This is a genomic window from Alcanivorax sp. P2S70 (assembly GCF_000475295.1).
Classification (GTDB): domain Bacteria; phylum Pseudomonadota; class Gammaproteobacteria; order Pseudomonadales; family Alcanivoracaceae; genus Alcanivorax; species Alcanivorax profundi.
The window spans coordinates 1-16,649 of the sequence record NZ_AXBZ01000018.1 but is presented as its reverse complement, the minus strand read 5'-3'; the positions used below and the strand labels follow the sequence as shown (position 1 = coordinate 16,649).

Sequence of the window (16,649 nt, the reverse complement as noted above, 5' to 3'; positions counted from 1 at the left end):
AGCGACGCTCCTACGGGAAGGCTCAATAGCCCCACAAAAAAGGCCGGACATTTGTTCGGCCTTTTTCGTCAGGTATCAGACGTCCTCACTTGCTCAAATACCGCATGGCCTTTTCCAGGCCTTCGATGGTCAGCGGGAACATCTTGTCTTCCGACAATTGCTTGATCCACTGGGTCGAGGTGGTCATCTGCCAGGCGCGCTCGGGCTCGGGGTTGAGCCACACCACCTTCTCGTAGGTTTCCTTGATCCGCTGGAACCAAACGGCACCGGCCTCTTCGTTCCAGTGCTCCACACTGCCCCCCACAGAATTGACCTCGTAGGGGCTCATGGCGGCATCACCGACAAAGATGATTTTGTAGTCGTTACCGTACTTGTGCAGCACATCCCAGGTGGACACCTTTTCGTCCCAACGACGGCGGTTGTCCTTCCAGACGTATTCGTAGATGAAGTTATGGAAGTAGAAATACTCCATGTGCTTGAACTCCAGCCGGGCGGCAGAGAACAGCTCTTCACAGGTCTTGATGTACGGGTCCATGGAGCCACCCACATCAAAGAACAGCAGGACTTTGACGCGGTTTTCCCGCTCGGGCCGCATCTTGATATCGAGCAGCCCGGCATTGCGGGCCGTGGACGAGATGGTGTCGTCGATATCCAGCTCTTCGTCACGACCGGTGCGGGCAAACTTGCGTAGCCGGCGCAGGGCGAGCTTGATGTTACGGATACCCAGCTCGACCGAGTCATCCAGATTGCGAAATTCGCGCTTTTCCCAGACTTTCACGGCCCGCTTGTTGCGCGACGGGCCTGTCATGCGCACCCCTTCAGGGTTGGCACCGTGTCCACCAAAGGGGCTGGTGCCGCCAGTGCCGACCCATTTGTTGCCGCCCTGGTGGCGTTTCTGTTGCTCTTCCAGCCGCTTGCGCAGCTCTTCCATGATCTTTTCGAGACTGCCCAGTCCCTTGAGCTTTTCAAACTCTTCAGGGGACAGGTTCTTCTCCAGCTCCTTGCGCAGCCACTCGTCAGGGATCACCTTGCTGAGCCAGTCTGGCTCAAGGGTTTCGAGCCCCTCGAAGTAATTGGCAAAGGCCTGGTCAAAGCGGTCGTAGTACTTCTCGTCCTTGACCATGACGGCCCGGCTCAGCAGGTAAAAATCATCCACCGAGCCGAAGGCCACATGAGCCTGCAGGGCATCAAACAGATCCAGCAGCTCGCGAAGGGTAACGGGTACCCGGTAGCGGCGCAGGTTTTCGAAAAATCCGATCAGCATGGGGCTTAGCTTTCGCGGCGGTTCATGAAGGCCAAGCGTTCCAGCAGCTGCACATCAGACTCGTTCTTCAGCAAGGCACCGTACAGCGGCGGAATGGCACTCTTGGTGTCGCGGTTACGCAGGATGTCTTCCGGGATATCGTCGGCCATCAACAGTTTGAGCCAGTCGATCAGCTCACTGGTTGAAGGCTTCTTCTTCAGGCCCGGCACCTTGCGCAGATCGAAGAAGATCTCCAGTGCCTCGCTGACCAGGGTCTTTTTGATTTCCGGGAAATGCACATCCACGATGGCCTGCATGGTCTGGGCATCGGGGAAGTTGATGTAGTGGAAGAAGCAGCGGCGCAGGAAGGCGTCGGGCAGCTCTTTCTCATTGTTGGAGGTGATGATCACGATCGGGCGCTGTTTGGCACTGATAGTCTCGCCGGTTTCGTAAACGAAGAACTCCATGCGATCCAGTTCTTGCAACAGATCGTTGGGGAACTCGATGTCGGCCTTGTCGATTTCATCAATCAGCAGTACCACCTGACCCTCATGGGTAAAGGCTTCCCACAGCTTGCCTTTCTTGAGGTAGTTGGAAACGTCCTCTACGCCTTCAGCACCCAACTGAGAGTCCCGCAGACGGGAGACCGCGTCGTATTCGTAGAGCCCTTGCTGAGCCTTGGTGGTGGACTTCACATTCCAGGACAGCAGCGGCAGCCCCAGTGACGCCGCAACCTGCTCGGCCAGCAGGGTTTTACCGGTGCCGGGCTCGCCCTTGATCAGCAGGGGGCGCTTCAGCGCGATGGCAGCATTTACCGCCATTTTCAGGTCATCTGTCGCGACATATTGATCAGTACCCTGAAACTGCATGCTTTTCTCCACAAATACGGTTGTTCTGACAGGCGCACACTCTACCAACCCGGCTTCCCGCGTCATAGTGCCGCAAAAGCCAATAAAACAGTGATTTGCGTCAACGCTGTGCGATAATCGCGGCATGAATTTGCTGCTATTACACCCCGAGCAGGCCCTGTCCGAAGGGCTGTGGCGCTTGAGCGATCGTCAGGCCCGCCACGTCTGTGGGGTATTGAAGTTGTCAGTGGGCGACACCTTGCGTACCGGGATCCTCAATGGAGGCACCGGGAAGGCAAAAATAGAATCCATTAAAAACAATGGTGTAGAGGTCTTTTTTAACCCTGACTCTGAAGCTGCAGATCCCCTCCCCCTCAACCTTCTTCTGGCACTCCCCCGCCCCAAGATGCTCAAACGCATCCTGATTGATGCCACCAGCCTCGGCATTAAACGCATTGTGTTGATCAACAGCTGGAAGGTGGACAAGAGCTATTGGCAGACCCCGAATCTGAAAGCCGAAGTGTTACAGGAAAAAATGCTGCTGGGACTGGAGCAGGCCCGGGATACGCACATGCCGGAGTTGACCCTGGCCCCCCGCTTCAAGCCCTTTGTTGAAGACGCGCTGGATGGTTGGGCGGGTGACAGTCGTCGGCTTATCGCCCACCCGGGTGACTTTCCGGCCATGCCGTCCGATCTGACAGACGCTGTGACGCTGGCGATTGGACCCGAAGGCGGCTGGACAGACTATGAAGTCGAAATGCTGCGCGACAAGGGGTTTGCCTGCCACAGTTTTGGTGAACGTATTTTGAGAGTGGAAACCGCCCTGCCAGCCCTGGTCGGCCGAGTAATACGACTTCCGTAGCCTTTCAAAACAAAGGGGCTGACGATCAGCCCCCGCTGCGCTCTGCCAGAACAGAGCAACATCCCTGACGATTAACGGCGATAGGGGCCTCGACGGCCCTTTCTTGGAGGCTGGTTGCCATTGCGCTGATGGCGCAGGCGAGCACGACCATACAGACCCGTATACTTCTTGCCCTTAAGTTCGACCTTGTCGATCAGACTCTTGATCTGGGCCTCGTCCAGATCCATCCATCGGCCTTGTCGCAGTTGGGGTGGCAAGCGCAGATCACCAAAACGTACCCGCATCAGACGGGCCACTTCGAGATCCTGTGACTGGAACAGGCGGCGTACTTCGCGATATTTACCGCCGACCAGAGTGACTTTATACCAATGGTTGGCGCCTTCTTCTGCCCCACCGGCATCGTCAATGCTTTCGAACTTGGATACGCCATCTTCCAGCAGCACACCATCCAGCATCGCCTGGCGTTTTTCCGCGGTGAGATCACCTCGAACCCGCACGGCATATTCGCGCACGAAACCATTGGAGGGGTGCATCAGACGGTGGGCCAGCTCGCCGTCGGTGGTGAACAGCAGCAAGCCGGTGGTGTTGAGATCCAGACGCCCAACTTGCACCCAGCGCAAGCCATTAAGGCGCGGCAGGTTGTCAAACACCGTGGCACGACCTTCCGGGTCGTTGCGTGAACAGACCTCTCCCGCGGGCTTGTGATACATGATCACACGTTGAACGATGTCTTCCTCGGCCTTCACTTTAATAATCCTGCCATCCACACGTAAGGTGTCTTCGGGTCCCACCCGGTCTCCCAGGGTGGCGACATTGCCGTTCACGGACACCCGACCAGCTTCGATCCAGGTTTCCAGTTCACGGCGGGAGCCCAGCCCTGCACGGGCCAGGACTTTCTGTAGCTTTTCCGTTTCAGTCATGACGGTTCTGGCTGTCCTCTATACGGTCTTCAGTACTTGCTTTGTCAGCCTCGCTCTCGGCAAGTACCGCGCGGCTTTCAGCCTGCTCGTCATCGTCGTCAGCTTGCTCGTTGGCCGGCTTGCGACGGAATTCCTGCTCAAAGCTGCTGAGCACGGCATCGACATTGTCCATGCTCATCAGCGACTCTTCATCAATATCCGGTTCCTGCTCCAGACCCGGGAAGCTTTCCTGGTCACTGGGCAGGCGGTGTTCACGTTCTTCATCCAGCAAACCGCGGCCATCTTCGCCGGCTGGCGCTTCATCGTCATCACCAGGCGATGCATTGACCGGCGGAACATCGGTGAGTTCCAGTTCTTCGTTGACCTTGTCCAGGTCACGAATCTCGGACAACGGCGGCAAGTCTTCGAGGCTTTTCAGGTCAAAATAATCCAGAAACTGCCGTGTGGTGGCGAACATGGCCGGACGTCCCGGCACATCCCGGTGGCCCACTACCCTGACCCAGTTTCGCTCCAGCAGGCTCTTTACGATATGGGAGCTTACCGAAACACCACGAATTTCCTCGATTTCACCACGTGTAATCGGTTGCCGATAGGCAATCAGGGCCAGTGTCTCAAGAATGGCCCGGCTATAACGAGGGGGTTTTTCCTGCCACAGACGACTGACCCAGGGGCCCAGCTCCGGACGCGCCTGAAAACGAAACCCGGACGCCACTTCGCGCAGGTAAATGCCGCGCGCTTCGTAATCCTCACTGATGGACTCGAGAAGCTTGGCCAGCTCTTGCTTGCTGGGCCGGTCTTCTTCATCGAAAAGGCTCAGCATGCCATCACGGTCCAGCGGCCCTTCGGCGACCAGTATCGCCGCTTCCAGTATTCTTTTTATCTGTTCAGCGTCCACGCTTACCCCTCGGTTCCATCATGGGCGTCGTCATCAAAACCGGGCTCATCATCGATTTCCAGTTGAGCCAGCACTTCCGATTCTTCCATTACCAGAGTTTTGGCCTTGACATGAATCGGGGCAAACGATTCTGTTTGCACCAGCTCGATCAGCGAGCCTTTGACCAATTCCAGGATGGCAAGAAAGCTCACCACCACCCCAAGGCGCCCCTCTTCGGGGTTGAACAACTCGATAAAGGGAACAAATTCGCGCCCCTTGAGCTTGTCGAGAACATTGGCCATGCGTTCACGGGTAGACAGTTTCTCCCGGGACACCTGGTGGCTCTCGAACATGTCTGCCCGGTGCATCACTTCTTTCAACGCCAGCAGCAGCTCACGCATATCCACATCGGGCTGGGCCTTTTCCCGGGAGTATTCCGGCCGTTTGGCCTGGGCCGGGAACACGTCACGCTCCAGGCGGGGGAGCTCGTCGATATCTTCTGCGGCTTTCTTGAAACGTTCGTATTCCTGCAGACGGCGAATCAGCTCTGCACGAGGGTCCTCGCCCTCTTCCTCTTCGTCGTCCTTGTAGCGTGGCAGCAGCATGCGGGATTTGATCTCGCCCAGCATGGCGGCCATCACCAGATATTCCGCGGCCAATTCGAAATTCATGGCCTTCATCAACTCCACGTACTCCATGTACTGGGCGGTGATGGTGGCCACCGGGATATCGAGAATATCCAGGTTCTGGCGCTTGATCAGATACAGCAGCAGATCCAGGGGACCTTCAAAGGCCTCCAGGAACACCTCCAGCGCATCCGGCGGGATGTAAAGATCGTCCGGTAGCTTGGTGATGGCCTTGCCGTACACCAGCCCGAAGGGCATTTCCGCCTGCTGGGCGTGCTGCCCTGCAGGTGGTGCCTGGTCGGTGACGGTTGGCTCTACGGTTTCTGACATGTCCCTGTCTGCCTTAACGGTAGTTGAGGCCCATCACGGCGCGCACTTCTTCCAGTGTCGCACGGGCCGCCTCGCGGGCCTCTTCACAGCCTTCGGCGACGATGGTGCGTACCAGGTCAGGGTTTCGAAGGTGCTCCTCGGCACGCTTGCGAATCGGCTCCAACTCTTCCTGAACGGCTTCGATAATGGGCTTTTTGCAGTCCAGACAGCCGATGCCTGCACTCGTGCAGCCTTCACGTACCCACTGACGGGTGGTGTCGTCAGAGTACACCATATGGAATTGCCATACCGGACAGTTGTCCGGATCACCTGCGTCGGTACGTCGCACACGGGCGGGGTCGGTGGGCATCCGGCGAATCTTGTTTTCTACGTCCGCAGGCTCTTCACGCATGCTGATGAAGTTGCCGTAGGACTTGGACATTTTTTGACCATCCAGCCCCGGCATCTTCGAGGCGGGCGTCAGCAGGGCCTGGGGTTCCGGCAGGATAACCTTGCCCCCCCCTTCCAGGTCGCCCATCAGACGTTCTTTGTCGCCCAGGGTAATGTTCTGCTGGTTGTCGACCAGAGCACGGGCGGTTTCCAGTGCCGCTTCGTCGCCTTTTTCCTGGTACTGGCGGCGGTGATTCAGGTAAATCTTGGATTGTTTCTTGCCCATCTTCTTGATGGCAGCCTCAACCGCCTCTTCGAAGCCTGGTTCGCGGCCATAAAGGTGGTTAAAACGACGGGCGACTTCACGAGTCAGCTCAACGTGGGCGACCTGATCTGCACCCACCGGTACCTGGCCGGCACGGTAAGCCAGAATATCGGCAGACTGCAGCAGCGGGTAGCCGAGGAACCCATAGGTGCTCAGGTCTTTTTCACGCAGTTTTTCCTGCTGGTCTTTGTAGGTCGGCACCCTTTCCAACCAGGACAACGGGGTCATCATCGACAGAAGAAGGTGTAGCTCGGCGTGTTCCGGCACCTGGCTCTGGATAAAAAGGGTGGCAGAACCCGGGTTGACGCCCGACGCAAGCCAGTCGATAACCAGATCCCAGACGTGTTGCTCGATTTTTTGAGGGTTCTCGTACTCTGTGGTCAGGCCGTGCCAGTCAGCAACGAAGAAAAAACATTCAAACTCATGCTGAAGGCGCGCCCAGTTTTTCAGCACGCCATGGTAATGCCCCAGATGCAGACGGCCAGTGGCGCGCATGCCGGAAACAACTCGCTGGGAGGGAACCACGGAACTCAAAATCGACTCCTTATGCCCGTTCTTGGGTGTCAAAGGGGAAAGCCCGCGATTATACGGTGAAGCGGGTCTTCAGGGACAGGGAAAAGCGCCCTGAACACGCCTCACTGTGCAAAATACAGGCAGGAATCAGTAGATGCTGTCCACCGGGCCTGCGCCCTCGCGGATGACTTCGGGCCCATCACCGTCCACCAGCGAAATAACGGTGGTTTCCTGTACCCCACAGAAGCCCCCGTCGATGACCAAATCCACTTTGCCCTGCAGGAAATCGCGCACATCCTGAGGGTCAGTTAACGGGAACTCGTCGTTGGGCAAATGGCAGGTAGAGGTCATGATCGGCTGGCCATGTTCTGCCAACAGGGCCTGGCAGATGGCATGGTCCGGCACACGAATACCGATGGTCCGTTTCTTGGCATCCATCAAACGACGGGGCACCTCTGTGGTGCCGTTGAGGATGAAGGTGTAGGGGCCGGGAGTATGCGCCTTGAGCAGGCGATAATCCGGGTTTTCAACCTTGGCATAGATAGCCAGCACTGAAAGATCCTGACACAACAGGGAAAACTGGTGCTTTTTGTCCAGCTGACGAAGCCGGATCAAGCGGTCCAGCGCGGCCTTTTCACCGATGCAGCAGCCTAACGCGTAGGTCGTATCCGTCGGGTAAGCGATCAAGCCGCCGTCGCGAATCACCTCTACGGCCTGTCGAATAAGACGTGGCTGGGGAGTTTCAGGGTGAATGTAAAGTACGTCAGTCATAATGTCGGGCGCGCTTGCGGTTAAGGATTAATATTCAGCTTTAGGTGTTATCGGTAACACATTGAAAATATTTGGCTTTGCTGTGCCATATATCAACTGCTCAGGCGCCCTTCCCACACCGGCACCGCACCTGCAGGCACCTCGGGCAAACGCCCCAACGCCAGCCATTTCTGCTCTGGCGAATGGAAATCTGAGCCGGCAGACACCTGCAAATCGAAGTGTTGCCAACACTCGTTGAGCAGTTCTGTCTGTTGTCGGGTCAACCCGGGCATGGCCACTTCCAGCCCATCGCCACCCGCAGACTTGAATGCCGTCAGGAACTGACGCAACCGTTTACGGGTAAAGCCATAAGCCTGGGGATGCGCCAACACGGCCAGCCCTCCGGCCGCATGGATGTCTGCAATCGCCTCCTCCATGGTACACCAGGGGGTCGCCACAAAGGCGGATTGCCCCTGTTTGAGAAAACGATTGAAGGCGTGGCGACTGTTGCGCACACGGCCTGCCTGCTCCAGATAACGGGCAAACAAGGGGCGTCCCGGAGCATCCGTCCCCGCCAGCTCACAGGTCCGCTCATAGCTATTCGCCAGCCCGGCGGCCCGGTCAAGGCGGCGACCAATCTCGCGGGCACGGTTCACCCGGGCAGCCTGCTGGCTTGCCACCCGGTCATTGAGGCGGGCATTGTCCGTATCCAGCCAAAGCCCAAGCACATGGAATTCCCTGCTGTCGTGACGCACCGAGAGCTCGATACCGTTAATCAGGGTAATCCCGCGACGCACCGCCGCGTCGTGTGCCTCTTCAAGCCCTGCCAGGGTGTCGTGATCCGTCAGCGCCAGATGCGTCACACCATAGTCCGCCGCACGGTCTACCAGGGCAGCCGGTGCCAGCGCACCGTCTGATGCCAGACTGTGACTGTGAAGATCATAACAACGGGCGGATGGATCCACGGGAACCTCAGGGTCAAAAACAGGTCGGTAAGTTACCATATTGCAGGGTGAATTACTGCGCTGATGCCGCTACCATCAGGCGCTACCGATCACCGCCTGCAATGCGTCAAACGCAGCACGGCGTGACATGCCATACACATCCGGATCCCGATGACAGACAATACACCCCAGGAAAAACAGGCTTCTGCGGCCAGCCCCCGCAAGGAAAGCATGCTGGCCAACCTGCTGGTCAACATCATTATTCCCACGTTGATTCTCAGCAAGTTGTCCACTGACGACTATCTTGGCACCAAGTGGGCCATTGTGGTCGCCCTGGCCTTCCCGCTTGGATACGGGCTTCGCGACCTGCTCACCAGCCGCAAGATCAACTTCTACTCAGGGTTGGGCATTGTCAGCATCATGCTCACCGGGGGCATTGGCCTGCTTGAGCTGGATGCCAAGTACATGGCGATCAAGGAAGCCGCCATTCCCGGTCTGCTCGGGCTGGCCACCGTAGGCTCGCTGTACACCCGCTACCCGTTGGTGCGCACACTGGTATACAACGACACCCTTTTCGACCTGGAGAAGATCTCGGCGGGTCTGGCCTTCAAAAATACAGAGCAAGCGTTCGAGCGCACCCTGGTGGTCGCCTCATGGATGATTGCCGGCTCCTTCTTTGTCTCCTCGGTTCTCAATTACGTGCTGGCCATTGTGCTTCTGAAAAGCCCGCCCGGCACGGCAGCGTTTAACGAGGAGCTTGGCAAGATGACCGCGCTTAGCTATCCGGTCATCGTGATTCCGTCGATGATCATCTTTGCCCTGGCGCTCTTTTATCTGCTCAGACGTCTCAGCAAACTCACCGGGCTGTCATTTGAAGAAATGATGGGCCAGAAGAACGGTTAACCGCAAAGGAAACACCATGTTTTACGCCATTATCAGCGAAGATGTCGCCAATTCCCTGCCGCTTCGCAAGCAGGCCAGAGAGGCCCATCTCGCTCGCCTGCAGACCCTGAAAGAACAGGGCCGGCTGCTTCTCGCTGGCCCCCACCCGGCTATCGACAGCGAAGAACCAGGCGATTCCGGCTTTACCGGCTCACTAGTCGTTGCGGAGTTCGAATCACTTGAGGCTGCGCAGCAATGGGCCGATGCCGATCCCTACATCGACGCCGGGGTTTACGCTGGGGTGAAGGTCAAGCCCTTTAAGAAAGTACTGCCCTAGCCCCCCGGAATTATCGATTTTTTACAAAGATGCCACGGCCTGCGGCGCGATTTGTGATTATGGTAGCGCCGCACGCTGATGCAGTGTTCTAGACTGCGCGACTTGTATATTGAGGAGTGATTCATGCTCGCACGAGTGATTGCCGTATTGGCACTGGTTATGGTCTGGGGAGGTGCTCACGCCTCGGCAGCCTGGGTCGATGACAGTATTTATGTGCCGATTCGCGCAGCTGCCAACCCCAGCGGACGCATTCTGCACCGGGGTATCAAAAGCGGCACCCGGATTGAGTTCATGGGCTTCGAAGGTGACTGGGCGAAAATCCGCTATGGCGATATCGATGGTTATATCGGCAAGCAGTACCTCAGTCAGTCGCCGACAGCAGCGATTCAGTTGGAGCGGGCTCGCAACGAGAGCGAGCAAGCCAAAGCCGAGGCGGCAAAATTGCGCACCCAGCTGGCGGAGATCAAGGGAGAGCGCGATGCGCTGTCTGAACAAGCTGGCGAGCTCAAGCAGTCGCTGAATTCTCGTAGTGACGAACTGGAACAACTACAGGAAGTCGCCTCTGACCCCATCCGCCTGGATCAAGCCAATCGCCAATTGAATGAGGAGCTTAGCCTGTACCGCTCCGAACTGGATCAGCTGAAGGCGGAAAACGTGATGTTGCGTAACAACAACACCTCACAGATGTGGATGACTGGTTTTGGTATTGCTGTTATCAGCATGATCTTCGGGTTTTTGCTGCGGTCACGTGGCGGTCGACGCCCGAAAAGCGGTTGGGCCAACTAACCGCGACTCTTCACGGCAGGTCATGACTCATCGGGTTCCCATTGAGGCAGGCCTGCCTGTACTTCCAGTCGCAACACAACCCCACTAATGCCCTTGTAGCCCTGCCCACGGGGCCAATAGACATAGGGTTCAAGCTCCCAGAAGAACCACGGACGCCAGATGCTTTGCCGGAAGCGCACACTGGTTCGCCAGTTTTCAACCGCCGCGACCGGATCGGTAAAGCCATCCAGGCCAACGCTGTAACTCACCCCCGTTCTCGGGCCCAGCTGCCAGTAAAAGCGGGCGTTCTGGTTGAAATACCAATCCCGGTTGAGCTCGTTATTTTCTTCCGTCAGCTCATATTCACTGCTGAGCCGGACACTGGTGTTCAGCGTTAGTGGCCGGTCGAACTCGAACAGGGTGCTGGTACCAAAGCCGTCCGGATCTTCCCAGTAACCTTTCTGCGTGAAACGAAATGCCCAGGGACTGGATGCGATGGGGCTGAACCAGCGATAACGCGCCCTGACAAACGTCTTTATTTCAGAGCGCAAGCCGACATCAATGTCGACATTCATCCGGTCGGGCATGTTGGCTGCCCAGCGCAACGCACTACGAAAGCCGCCATCCTCCTCGCCGACTTCTTCAGGACGGGTATCGAGGCCATCTCGCAATTCATCATTACGATCGTTTTCATTATCGAAAACCAGACTCAGTCGATGCTTCAGGTTGGGAAGTTCCACCCTTCCCCGCACATTCAGTTCGGTACTGTCATTGTCATTGTCCTGCCATCGGTTGGCACCGACGATACGTACCTGAGTGCCGGCAGAATCCCCGTAGACCGCATCAGGGCGAGCGAAAAAGCCGTCAACCCATCGGCTCGGGCCGCACACCGTGCGTGACATCCAGCCATGGGTACGATCAACCCAGCCCTGAGATGCCAACTCATGTTGGCAAGGGTTGTAGCCCGGATCATCGTCAACGGAAAAACTATCGCCTTTCAGCTCTTCGGCTGCTATTGCGTTTAAGCTTGAACCATAAAGCAAGCAAAGCACGCATATTTGGCGGCAAAGATTGGCGCTCATGAAGCGAGAATAGCCGGGATTGCCAGTCTCCGGAACATCTTCATGAGAAAAGAATGACCGAAACGGCACGGGACAAGACCAACACCATTGGTTAGCATCCGCCACTGGCACACTGATGATGGCGGGACTATGACTGTCTGGCACAAGATTCGCGGTTCACTGGCTCTTTTGGGGATCGTTCTCAATACTCTGATCCTCTGCCCTGTTTTATTCTTCTTTGCGCTGCTCAAGCTGGTGCTACCCTTTAATACTGCCCAAGTGGGCCTGTCTCGGGTGCTGGTGTTTATCGCCGAAACCTGGATTGGTATCAATAACGGGATCGCTGCATTCACCAGCCAGGCGCGTTGGAACATTAGCGGCATGGAATCCCTGGACCGTAACCAATGGTATCTGGTCACCTGTAACCATCAGACCTGGGCCGACATTCTTGTCCTTCAGAAAGTTTCGAATCGACGCATCCCCTTTCTCAAGTTTTTTCTCAAGCAGGAACTGATCAAGGTCCCGATTCTGGGGCTTGCCTGGTGGGCGCTTGATTTTCCGTTCATGAAGCGGTATTCCAAAGATGAAATCGCCCGTGATCCCTCATTGAAAGGTAAGGACCTGGAAACCACTCGAAAGGCATGTGAGAAGTTCGCCTACTTCCCTACCTCGGTGATGAATTTCTTCGAAGGCACCCGTTTTGATGCGAAAAAGCACGCCTCTCAGGCTTCGCCTTACCAGTACCTGCTCAAGCCCAAGGCCGGCGGCGCCGCTTTTACGCTCAATGCCATGTCAGGACATTTGCGAAATCTGCTTGATGTGACCATTATCTACCCTCCGGGTGCACCGCGCTCCTTGCTGGCCTATTTGGGTGGCGCTATGCCCGTCGTGGACGTCATCGTGCAACAGCGGGTGATCCCCGCCTGGGCCTCAGAGGGTGACTACGAATCGGATCCGGAATTCCGCGCCCGTTTCCAGCAATGGATTGGAGATCTCTGGGACGAGAAGGACGCACTGATAGCCTCACGAATGAAGCAGTGACCCCGGGAGAAGGAAACTGCTTCACACAATAAGGAACCCGGGATACCGGGTGCGACACTATGTTTGGCCGATTTCGTAAAGCCCGCTGGCAACACGCCAACCCTGACATTCGACTCAAAGCAATCGAACTTCTTAGCCCCCGTGGCGATGCCCAAATACTGGCCCAGCTGTCACGAGGAGACGCCAGCGCCCTGGTCCGGGCAGCTGCAGCCGGCAGACTGATTGAACTGTCACTTCTTGATGAAATTCACCAGCGCGATGAAGCCCCCTCAGTACGTGAAGCCGCGTCGATGCGCATCATGGCCTTATTGGCGGGCACCACCGACGATTCTCCAAATCAGGATACCCGGCTACGGCTGATCCGCTTGACGACTAACGATGACGCACTACGGTTCATCGCTGAAAACAGTCCTGACGAACACTGTCAGCACGCTGCTATCGAACGTCTACACGACCCTTCCGTTCTGTTTCAGCTAGCCATCAATGCTCGTAGCGAAGCCTTGCGAGTAACTGCGGCCCAGCAGATTTCCCATCTACCCACGCTAAAACGGCTGACACGGGAAGGACGCGACAAGCGTGTCGTTCGTTTGGCCCGGGATCAATCCAGGGTCCTTCAGGAAAAAGAACAGCAAGAGGAAGCGCGGCATGCAAAAGTGGTGCACCTCGCTGACCGCCTTGAGCAACATGCGCGACGGCGTGCCGATGCCCTGTACGGCCCTCGTCTCGAACAACTCGAGCAACAATGGCAACAACACAGTGACAATGCCACTCCGGACCTTTCTGCCCGCGTCAGCCAGGCCCTCCAGCAATGCCGGGAACAACTGAATTCGTTACAGGAAGCGCATCGTCTTGAAGCCCTTCGAGATACTGCCCGGACAGAGCGAGATGCTTCTGCCCATGCACTTTACCAGTTGCTCAGCCAGAGCCATTCCCAAACCTGGGAACAACAATTGGGCGAGCTTCGCTCTGCTCTCGCGACACAGCAACGTCGATGGCAAAGCGCCCATGAGCAGAGCCCTGCGGATGAAAATGAAACCCGCAGCTTCAATGATTTGGTCGCAGCATTCGAGAAAATGATCTCCCTGGCGACAGCAGCTCTGGAAGCAGAGTCTGCCGAGGCCCTGGAGCAATTGTCGCAGCAATGGCCCTCGGAATACCCTCGTCCCAGTGCACTGTTGGATATTGCTGAAGCCGCGACACCCTCTTCACCCAGGCCTGATTCCCGCAAACCCCGCACGACGCCTCACCGGGGGTTGTTAGTGGCACTCAAACGCGAGCTCAGCAAAGGCAATCTACGTCATGGCAACCGTCTTTGGCACAAGGCCGAGTCGATCGTTGAGGAAGAGAGCGATAGCGTTCTTGCCAAAGAGCTGGCCAAGCTGGCCGAACGCCGAGCAGAACTACAGGATTGGCATCGTTTTGCAGCCCAGCCAAAGAAAGAGACGCTTTGCGAGAAAATGGAAACGCTGGCCACAGCCGATACCCGCATGGATCCACCTGAGCTCGCAACCGCCATACAGGCTCTCCATGACGAATGGCGAGCCCTGATGAGCTCGGATCAGGACGAAGACCAGGCACTTTGGGACCGATTCAAACAGGCGACTGATCAGGCTTACTTGCCCTGCCAGGCACACTTTGCTGAGCAAGACGCATTGCGTCAGCAGAATCTCATAAAGCGACAGGAGCTTTGCCAGCAACTCGAAAGCTTCATGGCTAATCAGAGCTGGGAAAACGTGGACTGGGAAGCCATCTGGCAGATTCGCCAGCAGGCCCCCAGGGATTGGAAGCAGCTTCAACCAGTACGGTTCACCGACAACCGGGAAGTGCAGAAACGGTTTTCCGCCCTGCTGTCTGATCTGGATGACAAGCTGAATCACTGGATCGAACAGGCCCGTAGCCAACGTGACGGTCTTATTCAACAGGCGCAATCACTACCGGTTGAACAGGCTCAGATTCAGGAATCCGTCAGACAGGCCCAGCAGCTACAAAAACAGTGGCGTAATACCGGCTGGGTACCGCCTTCCGTGCATCGTGGCATGCAGAAGTCCTTCAAGCGCGCCATGGACCGGGTCTTTAACGAGCGCAATCGCCTCCACGACGCCCAAAAAGCCCAGCAAAGTGCACGGCTGGATGAGGCCCAAAAAGCGCTATCCCAACTGGAATCCACACTGGCTGCTCCCTTTTCCCGTGAAAACGCGAAGCAGCTATCTGCCAGTCTCAGCGAAATTGATACCTTCAGTGATCTGCGCCTGCCCAGGGACATGAATCGTCAGCTGCAGCAGTTACGTCGACGGGCCAGAGAGCGTCTTGACCGCATGAGCGAATGGGAACAGTGGCAAGCCATGCAAGAGACCTTGCAGGCGCTGCCTACCGGGGACCAATGTGAGGAACAGGATCTGGTACTGGCGGTTGCCTTTGAAGCGCTGGCCGGTGTGCCCTCTCCCGAGCCCGAACGTCAGCGCCGCCTCGCCTGGCAACTGGAGGCATTGCCTGCCGCCATGAAGCGTCAGGGCTTCGCGGTGCTGGACGAAATGACCAAGCTGCTGGAGCAGCATCAAGGTGGAGTCTGCACCAATGCCAAAAGCCGCATGCATGCCGCCCTGGCCGTCCTTGAGCCTGGTAACGGGTAACCGAGGGTGAGCAATATTCTTACCCGCTTTGCACGAAGCCCCAAAGGCCTGCGATGGTTTTTGAACATCTACGGCCCCTATCTAGGAGCCGGCGTTCGCGTGGATTATCTCGCCGAAGACTTCCGGGAACTGAAAGTCTCCATGGGCCTTCATTGGTACAACCGCAATTATGTCGGCACTCACTTTGGTGGCAGCCTGTACTCAATGGTCGATCCCTTTTACATGCTCATGGTTATGAACGTGCTCGGACGGGATTATGTGGTGTGGGACAAACACGCGGACATTGACTTTATCCGGCCCGGCAAGGGCCGGGTACATGCCCATTTCAGGTTGACCGACGACGACCTGAGGGAAATACGTGAGGCAACCAAAGGCGGTGATAAATACCTGCCCAGATGGCAGGTTGAGATCGTCGATAACGATGGTGAATGCGTGGCACGGGTAAACAAGACGCTCTATATTCGCCGCAAAATCAGCGCATCCGGGACGTGATGTCTAAGCCTGATCAACCGGCACTCCTACGCTCTTCACTGACCATATCCTGAGTGCGTTTCCAGAAAAAGCCGCTCGTCATCACTGCTGTCACGGCCAAGCACCTTGTTACGATGCGGGAACCGGCCAAAGCGGCGAATGATATCCCGGTGCTCCCTTGCCGCTACCAGGTGGCCCTCGATGGAGCCCTTGACCGCCGCCGGGGCGGCTTGCTGGATCGCTTCGAGTGATGTCACACACAGATCGTGCAGATCCTCATCCTCTGCATGCATCAGCGGCATGACAAAAAAAACCTGTCCACAGGGTGGCAAGTTTGCTGTCATCCTCCGCGACAATCCTTCCACCGCCAACGTAGCGGCCCGGTGGTCACCGGAAAACGCGCGAGGAGTTCGTCGGAAGATATGGCGTGGGAACTGGTCCAGCACCAGAATCAGGGCAAGACGCGACAATGGCTGGCGCTCCCAATCTACCAGTTCTTGCTGTAGTGCGGCTTCAACAATTGAGCCAAAGCGATGCTCAATTTCGGCATCATCGCCCGCACCGGCACGGAACCACTTACGCATTGCCGGCTGGCTGGGCCACCCACGCTCAATGCCGTCCTCAAACCAGTAGTCGAGTACTTCCTGCCAAGGTGATACCAAATCAAACATAGGGTTGCCCTATCCTGCGTTATGACTGTTCTGTCGCGCAGACAGACATTGCCCGGGCAACAACGGCGCAAGAACGGTCAGCGCATTCTCCAGTAATAATGGCTGTACTTCTGCAGTAGGATGAATGCCGTCTTGCTGTATTCCGTTTTGCTCAATAACGCCCTCCAGAAAAAACGGAAACAGAGGG

17 protein-coding genes are annotated in these 16,649 nt (G+C 56.7%); 7 read left to right on the top strand and 10 right to left on the bottom strand.

Translation table 11 applies throughout. From position 1 onward, the window contains the following. Positions 1 to 85: 85 nt before the first annotated feature. On the bottom strand, positions 86 to 1,264 hold the full coding sequence (locus tag Q672_RS24525; protein WP_022985109.1) for a vWA domain-containing protein: 1,179 nt from the start codon (positions 1,262 to 1,264) through the stop codon (positions 86 to 88). A 5-nt stretch (positions 1,265 to 1,269) separates the two neighbouring features. Beyond that, positions 1,270 to 2,112: an AAA family ATPase gene (locus tag Q672_RS24520; protein WP_022985108.1), complete on the bottom strand. Its 843-nt coding sequence runs from the start codon at positions 2,110 to 2,112 to the stop codon at positions 1,270 to 1,272. Between the two features lie 124 nt (positions 2,113 to 2,236). Here Q672_RS24520 and Q672_RS24515 point away from each other — a divergent pair, with 124 nt between their 5' ends. Beyond that, positions 2,237 to 2,953 carry a 16S rRNA (uracil(1498)-N(3))-methyltransferase gene (locus tag Q672_RS24515; RefSeq protein ID WP_022985107.1) on the top strand — a complete coding sequence of 239 codons (717 nt, stop codon included), beginning with the start codon at positions 2,237 to 2,239 and terminating at the stop codon, positions 2,951 to 2,953. Positions 2,954 to 3,024: 71 nt separating this feature from the next. Here Q672_RS24515 and rluB read toward each other — a convergent pair whose 3' ends face one another. From rluB to Q672_RS24485, 6 genes are all read right to left on the bottom strand, one after another. Then, entirely contained in the window at positions 3,025 to 3,873 is an 849-nt protein-coding gene (rluB, locus tag Q672_RS24510) for a 23S rRNA pseudouridine(2605) synthase RluB (RefSeq protein WP_022985106.1), read from the bottom strand. Then, positions 3,866 to 4,768 carry an SMC-Scp complex subunit ScpB gene (gene scpB / locus Q672_RS24505; RefSeq protein WP_022985105.1) on the bottom strand — a complete coding sequence of 301 codons (903 nt, stop codon included), beginning with the start codon at positions 4,766 to 4,768 and terminating at the stop codon, positions 3,866 to 3,868. The genes rluB and scpB overlap by 8 nt, the downstream gene beginning before the upstream one ends. 2 nt (positions 4,769 to 4,770) lie before the next feature. Continuing rightward, complete coding sequence (locus Q672_RS24500) at positions 4,771 to 5,703, bottom strand: segregation and condensation protein A (RefSeq protein ID WP_022985104.1); 933 nt, start codon at positions 5,701 to 5,703, stop codon at positions 4,771 to 4,773. A gap of 13 nt (positions 5,704 to 5,716) precedes the next feature. Then, positions 5,717 to 6,931, bottom strand: a complete 1,215-nt coding sequence (locus Q672_RS24495) for a tryptophan--tRNA ligase (protein WP_022985103.1) — start codon at positions 6,929 to 6,931, stop codon at positions 5,717 to 5,719. 126 nt (positions 6,932 to 7,057) lie between these two features. Further along, on the bottom strand, positions 7,058 to 7,681 hold the full coding sequence (locus Q672_RS24490; protein WP_031226333.1) for an L-threonylcarbamoyladenylate synthase: 624 nt from the start codon (positions 7,679 to 7,681) through the stop codon (positions 7,058 to 7,060). Positions 7,682 to 7,773: 92 nt separating this feature from the next. Then, positions 7,774 to 8,625 (bottom strand): PHP domain-containing protein, encoded by an 852-nt coding sequence (locus Q672_RS24485; RefSeq protein WP_022985101.1) that lies wholly within the window; start codon positions 8,623 to 8,625, stop codon positions 7,774 to 7,776. 150 nt (positions 8,626 to 8,775) lie between these two features. On the opposite strand from Q672_RS24485, the gene Q672_RS24480 reads away from it, so the two are divergent. The 3 genes from Q672_RS24480 (at position 8,776) to Q672_RS24470 (ending at position 10,609) form a co-directional block, all read left to right on the top strand. Further along, a complete protein-coding gene (locus tag Q672_RS24480) occupies positions 8,776 to 9,507 on the top strand; it encodes a VC0807 family protein (protein ID WP_022985100.1) in 732 nt (243 codons plus the stop codon). A gap of 16 nt (positions 9,508 to 9,523) precedes the next feature. Continuing rightward, complete coding sequence (locus tag Q672_RS24475; protein WP_022985099.1) at positions 9,524 to 9,823, top strand: YciI family protein; 300 nt, start codon at positions 9,524 to 9,526, stop codon at positions 9,821 to 9,823. 123 nt (positions 9,824 to 9,946) lie between these two features. Beyond that, positions 9,947 to 10,609: a TIGR04211 family SH3 domain-containing protein gene (locus Q672_RS24470; protein WP_022985098.1), complete on the top strand. Its 663-nt coding sequence runs from the start codon at positions 9,947 to 9,949 to the stop codon at positions 10,607 to 10,609. Between the two features lie 20 nt (positions 10,610 to 10,629). On the opposite strand, the gene Q672_RS34215 is transcribed toward Q672_RS24470, so the two are convergent. Then, positions 10,630 to 11,490, bottom strand: coding sequence for a hypothetical protein (locus Q672_RS34215; RefSeq protein WP_158586917.1), 861 nt, complete (start codon positions 11,488 to 11,490; stop codon positions 10,630 to 10,632). Between the two features lie 309 nt (positions 11,491 to 11,799). Between Q672_RS34215 and Q672_RS24460 the strand changes: the two genes are divergently transcribed. The 3 genes from Q672_RS24460 to Q672_RS24450 are packed head-to-tail and all read left to right on the top strand — an operon-like array spanning position 11,800 to position 15,812. Further along, on the top strand, positions 11,800 to 12,690 hold the full coding sequence (locus tag Q672_RS24460; RefSeq protein ID WP_022985096.1) for an acyltransferase: 891 nt from the start codon (positions 11,800 to 11,802) through the stop codon (positions 12,688 to 12,690). Positions 12,691 to 12,749: 59 nt separating this feature from the next. Further along, positions 12,750 to 15,320: a DUF349 domain-containing protein gene (locus Q672_RS24455; RefSeq protein WP_022985095.1), complete on the top strand. Its 2,571-nt coding sequence runs from the start codon at positions 12,750 to 12,752 to the stop codon at positions 15,318 to 15,320. A 6-nt stretch (positions 15,321 to 15,326) separates the two neighbouring features. Next, complete coding sequence (locus Q672_RS24450) at positions 15,327 to 15,812, top strand: DUF4442 domain-containing protein (protein WP_022985094.1); 486 nt, start codon at positions 15,327 to 15,329, stop codon at positions 15,810 to 15,812. A 35-nt stretch (positions 15,813 to 15,847) separates the two neighbouring features. On the opposite strand, the gene Q672_RS24445 is transcribed toward Q672_RS24450, so the two are convergent. Beyond that, a complete protein-coding gene (locus Q672_RS24445; protein WP_022985093.1) occupies positions 15,848 to 16,462 on the bottom strand; it encodes a DUF924 family protein in 615 nt (204 codons plus the stop codon). Positions 16,463 to 16,649 lie beyond the last annotated feature (187 nt).